18 protein-coding genes and 1 other RNA gene are annotated in these 17,801 nt (G+C 56.4%); 10 read left to right on the top strand and 9 right to left on the bottom strand.

What is annotated here, in order from left to right; all coding sequences use genetic code 11:
• The first annotated feature begins 22 nt into the window (after positions 1-22).
• Together OHJ17_RS02925 and OHJ17_RS02920 are read left to right on the top strand one after the other, a co-directional pair.
• Positions 23-1,009: a glutathione S-transferase family protein gene (locus tag OHJ17_RS02925; RefSeq protein WP_002917922.1), complete on the top strand. Its 987-nt coding sequence runs from the start codon at positions 23-25 to the stop codon at positions 1,007-1,009.
• A 126-nt stretch (positions 1,010-1,135) separates the two neighbouring features.
• Positions 1,136-1,504, top strand: coding sequence for a DUF805 domain-containing protein (locus OHJ17_RS02920; protein ID WP_002917923.1), 369 nt, complete (start codon positions 1,136-1,138; stop codon positions 1,502-1,504).
• Between the two features lie 41 nt (positions 1,505-1,545).
• Here the strand turns inward: OHJ17_RS02920 and OHJ17_RS02915 are convergent, their stop codons facing one another.
• Positions 1,546-2,442: a LysR family transcriptional regulator gene (locus OHJ17_RS02915; RefSeq protein WP_004144865.1), complete on the bottom strand. Its 897-nt coding sequence runs from the start codon at positions 2,440-2,442 to the stop codon at positions 1,546-1,548.
• A gap of 104 nt (positions 2,443-2,546) precedes the next feature.
• Between OHJ17_RS02915 and OHJ17_RS02910 the strand changes: the two genes are divergently transcribed.
• Complete coding sequence (locus OHJ17_RS02910) at positions 2,547-3,248, top strand: pirin family protein (RefSeq protein WP_002917925.1); 702 nt, start codon at positions 2,547-2,549, stop codon at positions 3,246-3,248.
• Positions 3,249-3,272: 24 nt separating this feature from the next.
• Positions 3,273-3,440: a hypothetical protein gene (locus OHJ17_RS02905; RefSeq protein ID WP_002917926.1), complete on the top strand. Its 168-nt coding sequence runs from the start codon at positions 3,273-3,275 to the stop codon at positions 3,438-3,440.
• A gap of 73 nt (positions 3,441-3,513) precedes the next feature.
• Here OHJ17_RS02905 and OHJ17_RS02900 read toward each other — a convergent pair whose 3' ends face one another.
• Entirely contained in the window at positions 3,514-3,924 is a 411-nt protein-coding gene (locus OHJ17_RS02900; protein ID WP_004149907.1) for a Spy/CpxP family protein refolding chaperone, read from the bottom strand.
• 307 nt (positions 3,925-4,231) lie between these two features.
• Here OHJ17_RS02900 and OHJ17_RS02895 point away from each other — a divergent pair, with 307 nt between their 5' ends.
• Positions 4,232-4,696 (top strand): OB-fold putative lipoprotein, encoded by a 465-nt coding sequence (locus OHJ17_RS02895; protein ID WP_004150939.1) that lies wholly within the window; start codon positions 4,232-4,234, stop codon positions 4,694-4,696.
• A gap of 462 nt (positions 4,697-5,158) precedes the next feature.
• Here OHJ17_RS02895 and rnpB read toward each other — a convergent pair.
• The 5 genes from rnpB to OHJ17_RS02870 form a co-directional block, all read right to left on the bottom strand.
• Positions 5,159-5,541: RNase P RNA component class A (gene rnpB / locus OHJ17_RS02890), an RNA gene on the bottom strand.
• Between the two features lie 32 nt (positions 5,542-5,573).
• On the bottom strand, positions 5,574-6,719 hold the full coding sequence (gene garK, locus OHJ17_RS02885; RefSeq protein WP_004149910.1) for a glycerate 2-kinase: 1,146 nt from the start codon (positions 6,717-6,719) through the stop codon (positions 5,574-5,576).
• 64 nt (positions 6,720-6,783) lie between these two features.
• A complete protein-coding gene (gene garR, locus OHJ17_RS02880) occupies positions 6,784-7,674 on the bottom strand; it encodes a 2-hydroxy-3-oxopropionate reductase (protein ID WP_002917952.1) in 891 nt (296 codons plus the stop codon).
• Positions 7,675-7,700: 26 nt separating this feature from the next.
• The gene (garL, locus tag OHJ17_RS02875) at positions 7,701-8,471 is read right to left on the bottom strand and encodes a 2-dehydro-3-deoxyglucarate aldolase (RefSeq protein ID WP_002917954.1); all 771 of its coding nucleotides are present in this window, start codon (positions 8,469-8,471) and stop codon (positions 7,701-7,703) included.
• 26 nt (positions 8,472-8,497) lie between these two features.
• The gene (locus tag OHJ17_RS02870; RefSeq protein ID WP_004149911.1) at positions 8,498-9,829 is read right to left on the bottom strand and encodes an MFS transporter; all 1,332 of its coding nucleotides are present in this window, start codon (positions 9,827-9,829) and stop codon (positions 8,498-8,500) included.
• A gap of 392 nt (positions 9,830-10,221) precedes the next feature.
• On the opposite strand from OHJ17_RS02870, the gene garD reads away from it, so the two are divergent.
• Entirely contained in the window at positions 10,222-11,793 is a 1,572-nt protein-coding gene (gene garD / locus OHJ17_RS02865) for a galactarate dehydratase (protein WP_002917960.1), read from the top strand.
• A 200-nt stretch (positions 11,794-11,993) separates the two neighbouring features.
• On the opposite strand, the gene rsmI is transcribed toward garD, so the two are convergent.
• On the bottom strand, positions 11,994-12,857 hold the full coding sequence (gene rsmI, locus OHJ17_RS02860; RefSeq protein WP_004144878.1) for a 16S rRNA (cytidine(1402)-2'-O)-methyltransferase: 864 nt from the start codon (positions 12,855-12,857) through the stop codon (positions 11,994-11,996).
• A gap of 63 nt (positions 12,858-12,920) precedes the next feature.
• Here rsmI and OHJ17_RS02855 point away from each other — a divergent pair, with 63 nt between their 5' ends.
• From OHJ17_RS02855 to dolP, 4 genes are read left to right on the top strand one after another with little or no spacing between them, the layout of a single operon-like run.
• On the top strand, positions 12,921-15,029 hold the full coding sequence (locus tag OHJ17_RS02855) for a penicillin-binding protein activator (RefSeq protein ID WP_032433606.1): 2,109 nt from the start codon (positions 12,921-12,923) through the stop codon (positions 15,027-15,029).
• On the top strand, positions 14,987-15,373 hold the full coding sequence (locus OHJ17_RS02850) for a YraN family protein (RefSeq protein ID WP_002918206.1): 387 nt from the start codon (positions 14,987-14,989) through the stop codon (positions 15,371-15,373). The genes OHJ17_RS02855 and OHJ17_RS02850 overlap by 43 nt, the downstream gene beginning before the upstream one ends.
• Positions 15,374-15,398: 25 nt before the next feature.
• Entirely contained in the window at positions 15,399-15,989 is a 591-nt protein-coding gene (diaA, locus tag OHJ17_RS02845) for a DnaA initiator-associating protein DiaA (RefSeq protein WP_002918211.1), read from the top strand.
• 9 nt (positions 15,990-15,998) lie between these two features.
• Positions 15,999-16,574: a division/outer membrane stress-associated lipid-binding lipoprotein gene (gene dolP, locus OHJ17_RS02840; protein ID WP_002918214.1), complete on the top strand. Its 576-nt coding sequence runs from the start codon at positions 15,999-16,001 to the stop codon at positions 16,572-16,574.
• A 121-nt stretch (positions 16,575-16,695) separates the two neighbouring features.
• On the opposite strand, the gene OHJ17_RS02835 is transcribed toward dolP, so the two are convergent.
• Positions 16,696-17,736 (bottom strand): permease, encoded by a 1,041-nt coding sequence (locus tag OHJ17_RS02835; protein WP_004889624.1) that lies wholly within the window; start codon positions 17,734-17,736, stop codon positions 16,696-16,698.
• Positions 17,737-17,801 lie beyond the last annotated feature (65 nt).

Here is a 17,801-nt window from a genome sequence, read left to right as displayed (position 1 = left end):
GTAGTCTGAAGGAGGAGCAAAGATGGGACAATTAGTCGACGGCGTCTGGCAGGATACCTGGTATGACACAAAATCCACCGGTGGGCGTTTTAAACGTTCCGTTTCCGCCTTCCGTAACTGGCTGACCGCCGACGGCGCGGCTGGCCCCAGCGGTGAAGGCGGTTTTGCAGCGGAAAAGGATCGCTATCATTTGTATGTTTCTCTCGCCTGCCCGTGGGCGCATCGCACGTTAATTATGCGTAAATTAAAAGGTCTGGAGCCTTTTCTCCCCGTATCCGTGGTCAATCCGCTGATGCTGGAAAACGGCTGGACCTTTGACGATAGCTTCCCGGAAGCCACCGGCGATACCCTCTACCAGCATGACTTTCTCTATCAGCTGTATCTGCACGCCGACCCGCACTACACCGGACGCGTGACCGTGCCGGTGCTGTGGGATAAAAAACAGCAGACCATCGTCAGCAATGAGTCGGCAGAAATCATCCGCATGTTCAATACCGCCTTCGATGGCCTTGGCGCCCGGGCCGGGGATTACTACCCGCCAGCGCTGCGGGAACAAATCGATGAGCTGAACGGCTGGATCTATGACAACGTCAACAACGGCGTGTATAAAGCCGGCTTTGCCACCAGCCAGCAAGCTTACGACGAAGCGGTGGATGCGGTCTTTACCTCGCTGGAGCGGCTGGAGCAGATCCTCGGCCAGCATCGCTATCTGACGGGCAATCAGCTAACGGAAGCCGACATTCGCCTGTGGACAACGCTGGTACGCTTCGACCCGGTATATGTGACCCATTTTAAATGCGATAAACGGCGCATCAGCGATTACCTCAATCTGTATGGTTTCCTGCGCGACATCTACCAGATGCCGGGTATCGCCGAGACGGTGAGTTTTCCGCATATCCGTCACCACTATTACCGCAGCCATAAAACCATTAACCCTACCGGTATTATTTCCATTGGGCCGCAGCAGGATCTCAACGAACCGCACGGTCGCGATCAGCGCTTCCGTTGATCTGTCGGGCGCCAGTGATGGCGCCCAATAATTCAGAAAACAGATATTTACCCACCATTCATTCACGTCTATTCTTATTGCGATCGCTTAAAAAACAAGTGATTGACGGTTAATTGAGGCGTAGAAATGGACTGGTATCTCAAGGTATTAAAAAACTATATAGGATTTGGCGGCCGTGCGCGGCGCAAAGAGTACTGGATGTTTATTCTGGTCAACCTCATCCTGACCGGCGTATTGAGCATCATCGATAAAATGCTGGGCTGGCAGCGGGCTGGCGGCGAAGGCATTCTGACCACTATCTATGGCGTACTGGTCTTTTTACCGTGGTGGGCGGTGCAATTTCGCCGTCTGCATGACACCGATCGTTCGGCCTGGTGGCTATTGCTGCTGTTGATCCCGGTCATCGGCTGGCTGGTGATCCTGATCTTTAACTGCCAGCGCGGCACCGAAGGCAATAATCGCTTCGGGCCCGATCCGAAACCCTTTTCCTACTAATCTTCCTGCTCCTCCCGCTAGCGGGAGGAGCGTCTTCATCACTATCTGCCGGCAAACAGCTTGGGGATCTCACGCAGACACCAGGACTTCGCTTCGCCCATACTGTCCCGTCGCCAGGCCATGATAATGTCAATTTCATTGGTGTATTCCGGGCTGACGACCCGCAGGCGACCTTCGGCAATATCCTTCTCCACCAGCGGATAGGGCATAGTCGCCACGCCCAGTCCGGCCAGTAGCGCCTGACGTTTATCTTCTATCGTACTCACCGTTAAACGCGGCTGTTTATCCAGCAGTTGAACGGTGAGGACGGGCCGCTCGCGCGCGGTATCCGCCACCGCGACGCCGCGGTATTTCACGCGGGTAACCTCAGAGAGCGGCTCCGGCTCCTGATGGATCGGGTGATCCGGCGCCGCGACGTACACACTGAGCACCGAATAGAGTTTGCGCGAGTTAATCTCCGAAGAGGAACGAAAATGCATATCCGGTGCGACAACGATATCCGCCCGCCCCTGCTCCAGCCGCTCCCAGGCGCCGGCCAGCACCTCAGTGATAATCGACAGCTGGGTGTTTGATTTAGTCGCCAGTTTCTCAATCAGCGGAAACAGATCCGGAGTGGGCACCAGCGCTTCGGTAACGATCGTCAGGTGGGTTTCCCAACCACGCGACAGGGCTTCAGCATCGGTGGTGAGTTTATCCGCCGCTTCAAGCAGCACGCGCCCGCGCTCCAGCAGCATTCTTCCAACGTTAGTGAACTTCGTGCGATGACCTGAGCGGTCAAACAGCACCACGTCCAGTTCCTCCTCCAGTTTTTGCATGGTGTAGCTCAGGGCGGAAGGCACGCGTCCCAGCTCATCAGCCGCGGCAGCGAAGCTTCCGCGCCGGTCGATCGCATCCATCACGCGTAACGCTTCCAGCGTTAATGCTCTCTCTTTGGCCATCGCTTTCTCATTCAGGAAATTTGAACATACCGGGCAGAATATCTGGCTAACAATACAGCGTCCATACCTTTACCATTGATTTAGTGTAAAGAGAGGTCAAGAACATGATTACTACCCGAACAGCCAAACAATGCGGACAAGCAGACTTCGGCTGGCTGCAGGCCCGCTACACCTTCTCCTTTGGCCACTACTTCGACCCGAAATTACTGGGCTTCGCATCCTTGCGCGTCCTCAACCAGGAAGTGCTGGCGCCCGGCGCTTCCTTCCAGGCTAGAACGTACCCAAAAGTCGATATCCTGAACCTGATTCTGGAAGGCGAAGCGGAGTATCGCGACAGCGACGGCAACCACGTGCAGGCCAAAGCCGGTGAAGCGCTGCTGATCGCCACCCAGCCTGGCGTGAGCTATAGCGAGCATAATCTGAGTAAAGAGCAGTCGTTAACGCGAATGCAACTTTGGCTTGATGCCTGCCCGCAGCGGGAAAACCCGCTGCAGCAGAAAATCAATGTCGCAGACGCGACGCTGCAGCTGCTGGCCTCTCCGGAGGGCGGTGATAACAGCCTCCAGCTTCGCCAACAGGCCTGGGTCTACCATATCGCGCTGGAGAAAGGTGAGCAGATCAACGTGCAATTACATGGTCCACGCGCCTACCTGCAGTCGATTCACGGCTCCGTCCATGCCGTCGCACAGGAACAGCAAAAGCAGGCTCTCACCTGCGGTGACGGCGCATTTATTCGTGACGAAGCTAACATTACCCTCGTCGCCGATACGCCGCTGCGCGCTTTGCTGATAGATTTACCGGTGTAACAACGGAAGTGATGGAGTCTGTCAGTGAGTAAGAAGAAAAACAGAAAAAAGGCGTCACCAACGCCGTTAGCTCCGGTGCAACCGCAAGTCGCCGGGGCCGCCAGCTTTGGTTATGATGAGATGCTTAGCGAACTGGAAGCCATTGTTGCCGAAGCGGAGATCCGCCTGCGGGATGAAGAAAGTCTCGCCTGAAACGGCAAAATGGCTGGGTTGATTTTCATTAATGGCCTGAAGAAGATATCGGCCCCGCGAGGGGCCGATGGCATTATTCACTCAGCGCGTCGGCAAGATCTTTTTTCACCTGCGTGCGCTGCTCCGGCGTCAGTACCTTATTCACCTCAAAATAGTACTTCACGCGGTAATAACGCACCTGCTGATCAATCTTGCTGAAGGCCGCCAGCTGATCGTTGACCGCTTTTTCATCCCATTTACCGGAATCAATCACGTTTATCAGAGCCCCGTCTTTAATTTCCTGTTGGGAAATCTGCTGGACATTACTCTCCAACTGCTGATGCAGGCTTTTAATTTTCGCGACCTGATCGTTGGTAAGTTTTAAGTGCTGAACAATAGGATCCTGCGCCGGTGCTGGCGCCGCCTTAACGTCTGCGGCCTGAGCCGTGATAGAGAAACCGGTGGTCAACAGCGTGGCAAAGGCAATACGGGTTATCAATTTCATTTTTTTTCCTGAAGTAAAGGTGGCAGAAATAGCGGATTATTATTTTACAGGGCGCAGTGAATAAATGTAAAAAATGATAGCCAAACATTATATATATCCACAGCACTAATATACTTCACTAAAACATATAAAATATGAATACTGTGTTAACTTATATATTTGACGCCCTAACATCACCAGTTTTTATTTTAATTTCAACAGCAGGCAAAATATTTGACAGTGGTGACTTTTCCTTTAATTTAATTAGCGCATATTACGTTATCCAGCGCATCAAGGATATCATTTAAAAATAGATAAGGAGATTGAGATGTTATTACGTTTTCGCGTATTACCGCTGGTTTTTGTCATCTCGCTGTTAAGCGGCTGCGGCCTGGCTTCTAAAGCCTTTTATTCCGCGGGAGACAAATTATTTCAACCCGGAGATGACGCCGTCGCTTCGATGCAGACGTATTCAGTGGCTCAGTTCCTGCAGCCGTTTACTCTCAACCCGGCGAAGGCCAGCAGCGATTATCTGGGTAAATGGGTCAAGGTACGCGGGGTGATTGTCGACATTCGTCGGAAGAGCGGTATCGCCGGCAGCTACTATTTTATCGTGACCATGCGAGATGAACAGAATAAAACGGATAAACGTCTTACCTTTAATTTTGGCTCGCATAACAGCGCAGACGTAGAGGCTTTAAGCAACGGCAGCGTCGCTACGATCGTCGGCCAGGTTCATCAGGTGCAAGATTCCACGATCCCGACGCTACAGAATCCTAAGGTGGTTAAATAACGGTAGCTGACCGATAAGCCGCGTTCTTTTGGTATAGCGTCGTGGACAGCCATTCATCCTTTCTCCGCTATTCGAATAGCAAAAACCCCGCCGAAGCGGGGTTTTGACATAAAAAGGTGAAACTGACCGATAAGCCGCGTTCTTTTGGTATAGCGTCGTGGACAGTCATTCATCCTTTCTCCGCTATTCGAATAGCAAAAACCCCGCCGGAGCGGGGTTTTTGCGTAAAAGGTGAAACTGACCGATAAGCCGCGTTCTTTTGGTATAGCGTCGTGGACAGTCATTCATCCTGTCCCCGCTTATTCGAATAGCAAAAACCCCGCCGAAGCGGGGTTTTGACATAAAAAGGTGAAACTGACCGATAAGCCGCATTCTTTTGGTATAGCGTCGTGGACAGTCATTCATCCTTTCTCCGCTATTCGAATAGCAAAAACCCCGCCGTAGCGGGGTTTTGACATAAAAAGGTGAAACTGACCGATAAGCCGGGTTCTGTCGTGGACAGTCATTCATCTAGGCCAGCAATCGCTCACTGGCTCAAGCAGCCTACCCGGGTTCAGTACGGGCCGTACCTTATGAACCCCTATTTGGCCTTGCTCCGGGTGGAGTTTACCGTGCCGCGGACTGTTACCAGCCGCGCGGTGCGCTCTTACCGCACCCTTTCACCCTTACCTGATCCCGCTTGCGCGGGCCATCGGCGGTTTGCTCTCTGTTGCACTGGTCGTGGGCTGTGACACCCCCCAGGCGTTACCTGGCACCTTGCCCTATGGAGCCCGGACTTTCCTCCCCTCCGCCCGTCTCCCCCCGAAGGAGGACGACGACGAAGCGGCGACTGTCTGGTCAGCTTCGGCGCGCAGTATAGAGGGTTTACCGCCCGTTGTCATCCCTCAGTGGTCATCCCAACCTGCAGGGTGGCAGCAATATTACGCGACGCGCGGTAAATATTATCAAACGCCCCGCGAAATGCCTCTTCCAGCGTCGAAACGGAAGTTAACACGCTGAATACGGCATCGATACCGTGCTGGTGAACCACGCCGACATCGTGAGTCAGGCTGCCAGCAATACCGATCACCGGCTTACGGTATTTCTTCGCCACCCGGGCCACCCCCACCGGCACCTTACCGTGAACAGACTGGCTATCGAGCCGCCCTTCCCCGGTGACCACCAGTGAGCAGTCATGGATTTGTTCTTCCAGCTTCAGCGCCTCGGTAACGATCTCAATCCCGCTGCGCAGCTCCGCATTGAGAAAGGCCATCAGCGCCGCACCCATGCCGCCGGCCGCTCCCGCGCCGGGGATCGACTTCACGTCCACCTGCAGCGACGTCTTAATGACGTCGGCATAATGCGCCAGATTACGATCCAGCTCGACGATCATCGCCTCGGTCGCCCCTTTCTGTGGGCCAAAGATCCGCGACGCCCCACGCTCGCCTACCAGCGGATTGGTAACATCGCAGGCCACGTGGATCATCCTGTCACGTAAGCGCGGATCGATGGCGGAAAGATCGATCCGGCTCAGACGGCTCAAACTGCCCCCGCCATGGCCGATCTCTTGTCCCTCGGCGTCACAGAGGCGGGCGCCTAGCGCCTGCATCATACCCGCCCCACCGTCGTTGGTCGCACTACCGCCGATGCCGATAATGATCCGTTCCGCACCATGCTCCAGCGCCTGTAATATTAGCTCCCCGGTACCCCGTGAAGTGGTGATGAGCGGGTTACGTTTGTCGGGCGGAACGAGCCCCAGACCGCTGGCTGCCGCCATCTCAATAAACGCGGTGACGCCGTCGCCGGACATGCCCCAGCAGGCCTTCACTCTCTCACCCAGCGGACCCGTTACCCACGCGAAATGTTCCTTTCCCTGCGTGGCGGCAATCATGGCTTCCACCGTCCCCTCGCCGCCGTCGGCGACGGGCAGGGAAACATACTGTGCATCAGGGAAAATTTCCCGAAATCCTTTTTCTATCGCCTGAGCTACCTCGCTGGCAGAAAGGCTTTCTTTGTAAGAGTCTGGGGCAATGACGATTTTCATAATTTTGTAGCCTGACAGTGCCGCGCAAGGCAAGCATAACAGGGCGCGCAGGGCGCCCTTCTTGTTAGCGAGTGACTTCCACTTTCGCCAGTTTTTCGTAATAGCACGCCAGCGCGCTATGGTCTGCAGTGCCGAGACCGTCCGCGCGCAGCGCCTGCATCATCTCCATCACCGCCGCCGTCAGCGGCAGTTGGGCGCCCACGCCGTGTGAGGTATCCAACGCATTGGCCAGATCTTTAATATGCAGGTCGATACGGAAACCCGGTTTGAAGTTACGGTCCATGACCATCGGGGCTTTCGCATCCAGCACGGTACTGCCCGCCAGACCGCCGCGAATAGCCTGATAAACCAGATCCGGATTGACGCCGGCTTTAGTCGCCAGGGTCAGCGCTTCAGACATCGCCGCGATGTTCAGCGCGACAATCACCTGGTTAGCCAGTTTGGTGACGTTGCCCGCGCCAATATCGCCGGTATGCACTACGGAGCCGGCCATCGCTTTCATCAGATCGTAGTATTTATCGAAGATCGCTTTATCGCCGCCGACCATGACCGACAGCGTGCCGTCGATGGCTTTCGGTTCGCCGCCGCTCACCGGCGCATCCAGCATATCAATACCTTTGGCTTTCAGCGCTTCGCTGATTTCCCGACTCGCCAGCGGCGCAATGGAGCTCATATCGATCACTACGGTGCCCGGTTTCGCCCCTTCAATAATGCCGTTTTCACCCAGCGCCACCTCTTTAACATGCGGAGAGTTCGGCAGCATGGTGATGATCACCTCGCACTGTTCGGCAATCGCTTTCGGCGTCGTCGCGGTCTCAGCGCCAGCGGCGATCACGTCGGCAATCGCTTCCGGGTTACGGTCAGACACCACCAGCGAGTAACCCGCTTTCAGCAAATTTTTGCTCATCGGTTTGCCCATAATGCCAAGACCGATAAAACCTACTTTGATTGTCATAATGTTCTCTCTCTTCATCCTGGTGATTATTTTTTAAACGCGTCGGCAAGTTTCTGGGTTGCAGAACGGAAGACGCCCAGATCGCTGCCAACGGCGACGAAGGTCGCGCCCCATTCCAGATAGCGGCGCGCATCGGCTTCCACTGGCGCCAGAATGCCGCTTGGCTTACCGTGCTTCTTCGCGCTGGCGAAGATATGTTGGATAGCGCGCTGCACCTCAGGATGGGCGGCATTGCCCAAATGGCCTAAGGCGGCGGCCAGGTCGCTCGGGCCGACAAACACACCGTCCACGCCCTCGGTCGCGGCAATCGCCTCGACGTTGTCCACTCCGGTCTGGCTCTCAATCTGCACCAGAATGGAAATGTTCTTGTTGGACTGGGCGAAGTAGTCCGGCACGGTGCCAAACATATTGCCGCGGTGGGAAACGGAGACCCCGCGGATCCCTTCCGGCGGATAACGGGTCGAAGCCACCGCCTGCGCCGCCTGTTCAGCCGTCTCGACAAACGGCACCAGGAAGTTATAGAAGCCGATGTCCAGCATGCGCTTGATGATGATGGGTTCATTGGTCGGCACACGGACTACCTGCGCGCTGGAGCTACCTTTCAGGGCCATCAGCTGCGGAATGAGCGTGGTGACGTCGTTTGGCGCGTGTTCCGCGTCCAACACCAGCCAGTCGAACCCCGCCAGACCCAGCACCTCGGTGCTAATCGGGTTAGCCAAAGCGCACCAGCAGCCAATCTGCACCTGATGCGCCGCCAGCGCGGCCTTAAATTTGTTCGGAAAAATTGCGTTATCCATGATTTTTACCTTGCGTTAATCGTTGCTTACTTCTGCAATTCCATACGTTTGATATCGCCAACCACAAACAGGTAGCAGACCATCATCATCAGCGCGGAGCCGCCAACAAAAATCAGTGCGCCATTAAATGAGTGCAGTTCGCTCACGATATAGCCAATAACCAGCGGCGTGGCGATCGAGGCCACATTGCCAAAGACGTTGAATACCCCGCCGCACAGGCCAACAATCTCCTTCGGCGCGACATCCGAGATAACCGGCCAGCCCAGCGCGCCAAAGCCTTTGCCAAAGAACGCCAGCGCCATAAGCGTAATGACCAGCGGCGTGCTGGCCGTGTAGTTACACAGGATGATGGACGACGCCAGCAGCATTCCCAGCACAATGGGCAGCTTACGCGCAAAAGTCAGCGTGCAGCCGCGGCCAATCAGATAATCCGAAAACAGCCCGCCCAGTACGCCGCCAGCAAAGCCAAACAGCGCCGGAATCGAAGCCACAAACCCCACTTTCAGAATCGACATTCCCTTGTCCTGCACGAGGTAGATCGGAAACCACGTCAGGAAGAACCATGTAATGGTATTCAGGAAATACTGACCGAAAAATACGCCTAACATCATTCGGTTAGTCAGCAACTGGCGGATATAGTCCATCTTCGGCCCGGCCGCCGGGGTGGCCTCTTTTTTATGGTCCATATCGACCACTGCGCCGCCTTCTGAGATATATTTCAGCTCCGCGGCCGACATTCGCGGATGATCGGTGGGGTTATGCACAAACTTCACCCAGATGATGGTGAGCACAAACCCTATTATCCCCATCACGGTAAAGACATGTTCCCAGCCCAGCGCGAAGGTCAGCCAGCCGAGCAGCGGCGAGAACAGAGCCAGCGAGAAGTACTGAGCGGCATTAAAGATAGCTGAAGCCGTACCCCGCTCTTTGGCCGGAAACCAGGCCGCCACAATGCGGGCGTTGGCGGGAAACGAGGGCGCTTCGGAAAAGCCCAGCATAAAACGCATAAAGAACATGGAGACCCCGGCCCAGGCGAGCGGGAACACATCAATAAAGCCTTGCAGGAAGGTAAACAGTGACCAGAAAAACAGACTGTATGAATAAACCTTTTTCGAGCCAAATTTATCCAGCAGCCAGCCACCAGGGATCTGCATCAGCAGATAAGCCCAGCCGAAGGCGGAAAAAATGTATCCCATCGACACCGCGCTGAGCCCCAGCTCTTTCGCGACTTCAGTACCGGCGATAGACAAGGTCGCGCGGTCGCCATAGTTCACTGCCGTCACCACAAATATCATCAACAGAATTAAATAGCGGGTCGGTATTCCTTTTTTTTCATCTAATGTAGAATCCAAAATCATTTAGACATTCCTCGGGCACAGAACACCTTTTATAATTGTTTTAAGTGGTTTCTGATTTATTTAAAAGACGATATTGAAACTGTCTATTCGCATATCGATCACCTCAAAAACATGACTCAGTATAATCAGCACGCCCCCGCCAGACACTATGCATACCCACAATATAAAGTTATTATTTAAAGCCATAATTGTGCTTATGCCATAAGTCATGGGCGCTAATCCACACTTCTTACGATTGCCTGCCCTGCAGAGGTTAGCGTCATAAAAAGGAGTGATGCCGATCACATTTTAAAATCAACTCAGCTGACATCCTTTATTCCATCATACTGATACGTAGCAAATGAATTAGCGTTTTATTTTATTATTAGCACCTGTTTGGAGATGACTGGACAATGGCTGACATTGCAATTCGACAACAATCGCCGACCGCGTTTTATATTAAAGTTGACCCGACAGATAATGTGGCGATTATTGTCAACGATCGCGGCTTAACCGCCGGAACGCGTTTCCCGGACGGCCTGACGCTCGTCGAGCATATCCCGCAGGGTCACAAAGTTGCCCTGGTGGATATCCCCGCCCATGGTGAAATCATCCGCTACGGCGAAGTCATTGGCTATGCCGTACGCGATATCCCGCAGGGAAGCTGGATTGACGAGTCGCTGGTGGAGCTGCCCACCGCCCCGCCGCTGAATACCCTGCCGCTGGCCACTAAAGTGCCTGAACCGCTACCGCCGCTGGAAGGTTACACCTTCGAAGGCTACCGCAATGCTGACGGCAGCGTGGGTACCAAGAATCTGCTGGGTATTACCACCAGCGTGCACTGCGTCGCTGGCGTGGTCGATTACGTGGTGAAAATCATTGAACGCGACCTGCTGCCAAACTATCCCAACGTCGATGGCGTGGTGGGCCTGAATCATCTCTATGGCTGCGGCGTGGCGATTAATGCGCCGGCGGCGGTAGTGCCGATTCGCACCATTCATAATATCGCCCTCAACCCAAACTTCGGCGGCGAGGTGATGGTCATTGGCCTCGGCTGTGAGAAGCTGCAGCCGGAACGCCTGCTGCAGGGCACGGAAGACGTCAAAAGTATCCCGGTGGACAGCGCCAGCATCGTCAGCCTGCAGGATGAAAAGCATGTTGGTTTTAAATCGATGGTCGATGACATTCTGCAGGTCGCCGAGCGCCACCTGGCGAAACTGAACCAGCGCCAGCGGGAAACCTGCCCGGCCTCTGAGCTGGTGGTCGGGATGCAGTGCGGCGGCAGCGACGCCTTTTCAGGCGTGACCGCCAACCCGGCGGTAGGTTACGCGTCCGACCTGCTGGTGCGCTGCGGCGCGACGGTGATGTTCTCAGAAGTGACCGAAGTACGCGACGCCATTCATCTGTTGACGCCGCGGGCGATTAACGAAGAGGTCGGTAAACGTCTGCTGGAAGAGATGGCCTGGTACGATAACTATCTTGATATGGGCAAAACCGACCGCAGCGCCAACCCCTCCCCCGGCAACAAGAAAGGCGGTCTGGCCAACGTGGTGGAAAAAGCGCTGGGGTCGATTGCCAAATCAGGGAAAAGCGCCATCGTTGAGGTGCTCTCTCCGGGGCAGCGTCCGACCAAACGCGGCCTCATTTACGCCGCAACCCCCGCCAGCGATTTTGTCTGCGGCACCCAGCAGGTAGCCTCTGGCATCACGGTGCAGGTATTCACCACCGGTCGCGGTACGCCGTACGGACTGATGGCGGTACCGGTGATAAAAATGGCGACCCGTACCGAGCTGGCCAACCGCTGGTATGACTTAATGGACATTAACGCCGGGACCATCGCCACTGGCGAAGAGACGATTGAGGATGTCGGGCGGAAGCTGTTCGAATTTATTCTCGACGTCGCCAGCGGACGCAAAAAAACCTTCTCCGATCAATGGGGCCTGCACAACCAGCTGGCGGTATTTAACCCGGCGCCGGTAACCTGATCGAGAGCGTAAGGATTTAACCACTTTTAGCCCGGATCTATCCGGGCTTGTTGGTTAGGGATGCTGGGCGGCAAGAAAAGCGATTCTGCCCTTTTCTTCCGACATTTTTTCCGACATTTCTTCCGACATGTGGGAGGACGCTCAAGCAGCTCTTCACTATCTGAAGGGCTGCTTGCCAGGCTTCAATTGGGTTTACAGGATCACTCCCCCTGCTGCTCCAGGGCGTACTTATACAACGCATTTTTCTTCACGCCGTGGATTTCCGCGGCCAGCGCGGCGGCTTTCTTCAGCGGCAGCTCCGCCTGCAGCAGCGCCAGAGTACGCAGCGCGGCCGCCGGCAGCGCCTCTTCCTGAGCCTTGAAACCTTCGACGATCAGCACCATCTCGCCTTTACGACGGTTTTCATCTTCCTTCACCCACGCCACCAGCTCACCAATCGGCGCGCCATGGATCGACTCCCAGGTTTTGGTCAGCTCACGAGCCAGCACCACATAGCGGGATTCTCCCAGTACCGCGCAGATATCCTCCAGACTCTCCACCAGACGGTGGGTCGACTCATAGAAAATAAGGGTGCGCGGCTCTTCTTCCAGCGCTTTCAGGGTATCGCGGCGGCCTTTCGATTTCGCCGGCAGGAAGCCTTCATAACAGAAACGGTCGGAAGGCAGGCCGGCGGCGCTCAGGGCGGCGATAGCCGCACAGGGGCCCGGCAGCGGTACCACGCGAATATTCGCTTCGCGGCAGGTGCGCACCAGATGGTAACCAGGATCGTTAATCAGCGGCGTGCCGGCATCGGAAACCAGCGCGATGTTTTGCCCTTCTTTCAGTTTGGCAAGCAGGGTTTCCGCTTTTTGCTGCTCATTATGGTCGTGAAGCGCAAACAAACGGGCGTTTATCGCAAAATGTTGCAGCAGCAAACCGGTATGACGGGTATCTTCCGCTGCAATTAAATCAACGGCTTGCAGCACTTCCAGTGCACGCTGCGTGATATCAGACAGATTTCCTATCGGAGTGGGCACAATATAGAGCTGCCCCTGAGAATTATCCGCTGATTCGTGTTGTTTCATTGTCTCGTCCGTATTGCCGATTTAATATTGAGCATTGAGCCAAAAAAATATCACTGGACACTTATGGTACCGTCAACATTTCTTCGTTCTAAGCCCGCGCGCTGCCTGCCCGTATTGCTGGCGACTCTTATTTTTGCTGGCTGCGGCACCCACACGCAGGATCAAAGCGCGGCGTTTATGCAGGGTACGTCGCAGGCCAACTCCAGTTTCTACTTACAGCAGATGCAGCAAAGCACGAATGATAGCAAGACCAACTGGCAATTACTCGCCATTCGTGCACTACTGCAGGAAGGGAAGAAGCAGCAGGCTATCGACCTGTTTAACCAGCTGCCGGCGAACCTGAACAGCACTCAGGCCCGTGAACAGTCGCTGCTGGCGGTGGAAGTGAAGCTGGCGCAGAACGATTATCAGGCCGCCCGTAATCTGCTGGCTAAGATCGATCCGACAAACCTTGAGCAGCCTCAGCAGGCGCGCTACTGGCAGGCGCAAATCGATGCCAGCCAGGGCAAACCATCGCTGACCCTGCTGCGCGCCTTAATCGCCCAGCAGCCGCTGCTGAGTGACGCCAAACAGCGTCAGAAAAATATTGATGCGACCTGGCAAGCGCTCACCTCGATGCCCCAGGACCAGGCCAATGCGCTGGTGATCAACGCCGATGAAAATATCCTCCAGGGCTGGCTGGATCTGCAGCGGATGTGGTTTGACAACCGCAACGATCCGACGCTACTGAAAGCGGGCGTTAAAGACTGGCAGACGCGCTATCCGCAAAACCCGGGCGCTAAAATGCTGCCGACGGCGCTTGTGAATATGCAAAACTATAAGCCTGCGTCCATCAACAAGATTGCGCTTTTTCTGCCGCTGAACGGTCAGGCGTCGATCTTCGGCCGCACTATCCAGCAGGGCTTTGAAGCCGCCAAAAACGGCGCGCCGTCGGTGACGGGCAGCGCGGTTCCCGCCCAGGTCGCCCAGGCGGCGAATGTCTCCGGTAATGATGATGTGGTGAGTCCGTCGCAGGCAGAAATCAGCGATCTTACCGCCACCGGAAGCCGCGCGGATCCGGTTCAGGCCCCGACGCAGGACCAGGCAGCGCCTGCTGCGGAACCGGCAGCCCAGGCGCCGGCAACATCCACCACGCCGCAGACTACCGCTTCCCCGGCCACCCAGCCGGTTACCGCGCCGGCCGCACAGCCGCAGCCCGTGGTCGCAACCGCCGCTAACCCTTCTGCGGAACTGAAAATTTACGACACCACCACCCAGCCGATAAGCCAGCTGCTCGCCCAGGCGCAGCAGGATGGCGCCACCCTGGTGGTTGGGCCGTTGCTGAAAGAAAACGTTAAAGAGGTTATCAAGAGCAACACGCCGCTCAATGTGCTGGCCCTCAACCAGCCGGAAAAAGTCGAAAGCCGCGCTAACCTCTGCTATTTCGCGCTTTCTCCGGAAGACGAAGCGCGTGACGCCGCCCGACATATCCACCAACAGGGGAAACAGACCCCGCTGCTGCTGGTTCCGCGCGGCGCGCTGGGCGATCGTGTGGTTAGCGCTTTTGCCGACGAGTGGCTGAAGCTGGGCGGCGCCAGCGTCCTGCAGCAGCGTTTTGGATCCACGGCCGAGCTGCGCGCCGGCGTGAACGGCGGCGGGGGCATTGCGCTGAGCGGCACCCCGGTCTCCACCCTGCCATCAGCGCAGAACAGCATCCTCGGCAGTGCTGATGAGATGCCGGTAAGCAGCGGCGGCAGCGTCGATGCGGCCTATATCCTCGCCACCCCGGAACAGATTGCCTATATCAAACCGATGATCGCCATGCGCAACGGCAGCCAGAGCAATGTCACCCTGTACGCCAGCTCGCGCAGCGCCCAGGGCACCGCGGGGCCGGATTTCCGTCTGGAGATGGAAGGCTTGCAGTATAGTGAGATCCCAATGCTGGCCGGCAGCAATCCGTCGCTAATGCAGCAGGCGCTGTCCGCGGTGCGTAATGACTACTCGCTGGCGCGTCTGTATGCCATGGGCGCTGACGCCTGGTCACTGGCAAATCACTTCACGCAAATGCGCCAGACGCCTGGCTTCGAGCTGAACGGCAATACCGGCGATCTGACGGCCAACCAGGATTGCGTGATTAACAGGAAACTGTCATGGCTCAAGTACCAGCAGGGAAAAATCGTTCCGGCCAGCTAAGCAAACAGACCGGCGATGCCTGGGAAAACCAGGCGCGCCGCTGGCTGGAAGGCCAGGGCCTGCGTTTTATCGCCGCCAATGCCCGCGAGCGTGGCGGCGAAATTGACCTTATCATGCGCGACGGCACGGTCACCGTTTTTATCGAAGTGCGCTACCGCCGTAGCGCCCGGTACGGTGATGCGGCGGCCAGCGTCACTCCGCAAAAACAACAACGACTGCTTAAAGCCGCCCGTTTGTGGCTCTGCCGACAGAATGGGAGCTTTGAGACTGTGGATTGCCGTTTCGATGTGGTAGCCTTCACCGGAAACGACATCCAATGGCTAAAAAACGCCTTTGGCGAATAGCGTAATACCAGAAGTAAGGGATCCCGTGCTCGACAGAATCAAAGCCTGCTTTACCGAAAGCATTCAAACCCAAATTGCCGCAGCGGAAGCACTCCCGGACGCCATCTCCCGGGCGGCGATGACGCTCGTCCAGTCCCTGCTTAACGGCAACAAAATCCTCTGTTGTGGTAATGGCACCTCCGCCGCCAACGCACAGCATTTTGCTGCCAGCATGATTAATCGCTTTGAAACGGAACGCCCTGGTTTACCTGCCATTGCACTAAATACCGATAATGTGGTCTTAACCGCCATCGCTAACGATCGCTTGCATGACGAGATCTACGCCAAGCAGGTGCGCGCCCTGGGACACGCCGGCGATGTGCTGCTGGCGATCTCTACGCGCGGAAACAGTCGGGACATCGTCAAGGCGGTGGAAGCCGCCGTGACCCGCGACATGACCATCGTCGCGTTAACCGGCTATGACGGCGGTGAGCTGGCGGGCCTGTTAGGTCAACAGGATGTCGAAATCCGCATCCCCTCCCATCGCAGCGCGCGTATCCAGGAGATGCACATGCTGACCGTCAACTGTCTGTGCGATTTGATAGATAACACTCTTTTTCCACACCAGGACGATTAAGGAGAACACATGAAGGCTCTCTCGCCCCTCGCCATCCTGCTTTCTGCACTACTGCTGCAGGGCTGCGTTGCCGCCGCGGTAGTCGGAACGGCAGCAGTCGGCACCAAAGCCGCAACGGACCCGCGTACGGTGGGAACCCAGGTCGATGACAGTACCCTGGAACTGCGCGTCAATAGCGCCTTGTCGAAAGATGAACAGATTAAGAAACAGGCCCGTATCAACGTCACCGCTTATCAGGGCAAAGTTCTGCTGACCGGCCAGTCGCCGACGCCGGACCTCTCCGCGCGCGCCAAGCAAATCGCCATGGGCGTGGAAGGGACCACGGAAGTGTTTAATGAAGTGCGCCAGGGCCAGCCGATTGGTTTAGGCACCGCCTCGTCTGATACCTGGATTACCACCAAGGTGCGTTCGCAGCTCCTGAGCACCGATCAGGTCAAATCCTCGAACGTGAAAGTAACCACGGAAAACAGCGAAGTCTTCCTGATGGGGCTGGTGACCGACCGCGAAGGCCGGGCGGCGGCGGATATTGCCAGCCGGGTAAGCGGCGTATCCCGGGTGACCACCGCCTTTACCTACATTAAATAAAGCTGCAGTTTCCCGGCTGGCGCTGCGCTTAGCCGGGCTACCGCCCCCTGTACGTTGTGTGCCGGGTAAGGCGTAGCCGCCACCCGGCATCCAATCCGGCTATGCGTACGTTTACGGCAAACTACACCAGCGCCAGCGCACCGACAATCGCCCCGCACAGCGCCACCAGTCCGCCCGTCAGCCACAGCGCTTTGGCTGGGAAGGCTTTACGCAGCATAATCAGCGACGGCACGCTCACTGCCGGCAGTGTGATGAGCAGCGCCAGCGCGGGCGCCGTCCCCATACCCGCCAGCATCATTGTCTGCACAATCGGAATTTCCGCCGCGGTAGGGATCACAAACAGGCAGCCGGCGATCGCCATCGCGATAACCCAGAACAACGTATTATCCACCACGCCATCGGCGTGCGGGAACAGCCAGACGCGCGCCGCTCCCAGCACCAGCACCGCGAGGATATAAACCGGGATCGTGTTCCAGAACAGCGTCCACAGCGCCTGCAGCCAGCGGCTAAAGAAGCCGCCCTGAGTCGCTTCCGACGGTGCAGCAGGCACCGCTACCGGCTGCGTCGCCGCCTCTTTCACCCATTTCTGCACCAGCGTCGCCACAGTTAATACTGTCGCCAGACCCGCCACCAGGCGAACCAGCGCAAACTGCCAGCCCAGAACAAAACCCATAAACACCAGCGTCGCCGGATTGAGTAGCGGGTTCCCCATCCAGAACGCCAGCGCCCCGCCCATCGACACCTGCTGTTTGCGCATCCCGGCCGCGACCGGCGCGGCGCAGCAGGTGCACATCATGCCGGGCAGCGAGAAAATCGCTCCCAGCAGCGTGCCCTGAAACCGCGATTGTCCCAGGGTGCGTAGCAGCCAGTCGCGCGGAATGAGTACCTGAATCAACGACCCGAGCAGCACGCCGAGCACCGCCGCTTTCCAGACGGCAAGGAAGTAAACCATCGCATAGTCCCACGCCGCCATCAGCGGGTTAGCGTCGGCCTGGGCGAGAATAGATTTACCGATACTGTGGGTTTCCGCAGCGGTGAAGGCTTTCCCGTAGTACGGCTGCCATTTGACGTACCACAGACCAACAATCACGACGAGAAAGAAAAGCGCGGGTTTCCACCATTGAAATGGTGACGCCGCCTGAGATGAAGACTGACCAGCCATAGCATTCCCCAGCAAGAAATGTGGATATGAATTGAAGCCGTGAATACTACGCCGGAAGCCTGCGT

The sequence above is a fragment of the Klebsiella sp. KP20-425-1 genome (assembly GCF_025813515.1).
GTDB lineage: Bacteria > Pseudomonadota > Gammaproteobacteria > Enterobacterales > Enterobacteriaceae > Klebsiella > Klebsiella pneumoniae.
Note: the sequence above shows the minus strand (reverse complement) of the source record. Positions and strands in the feature narration are given on the sequence as shown.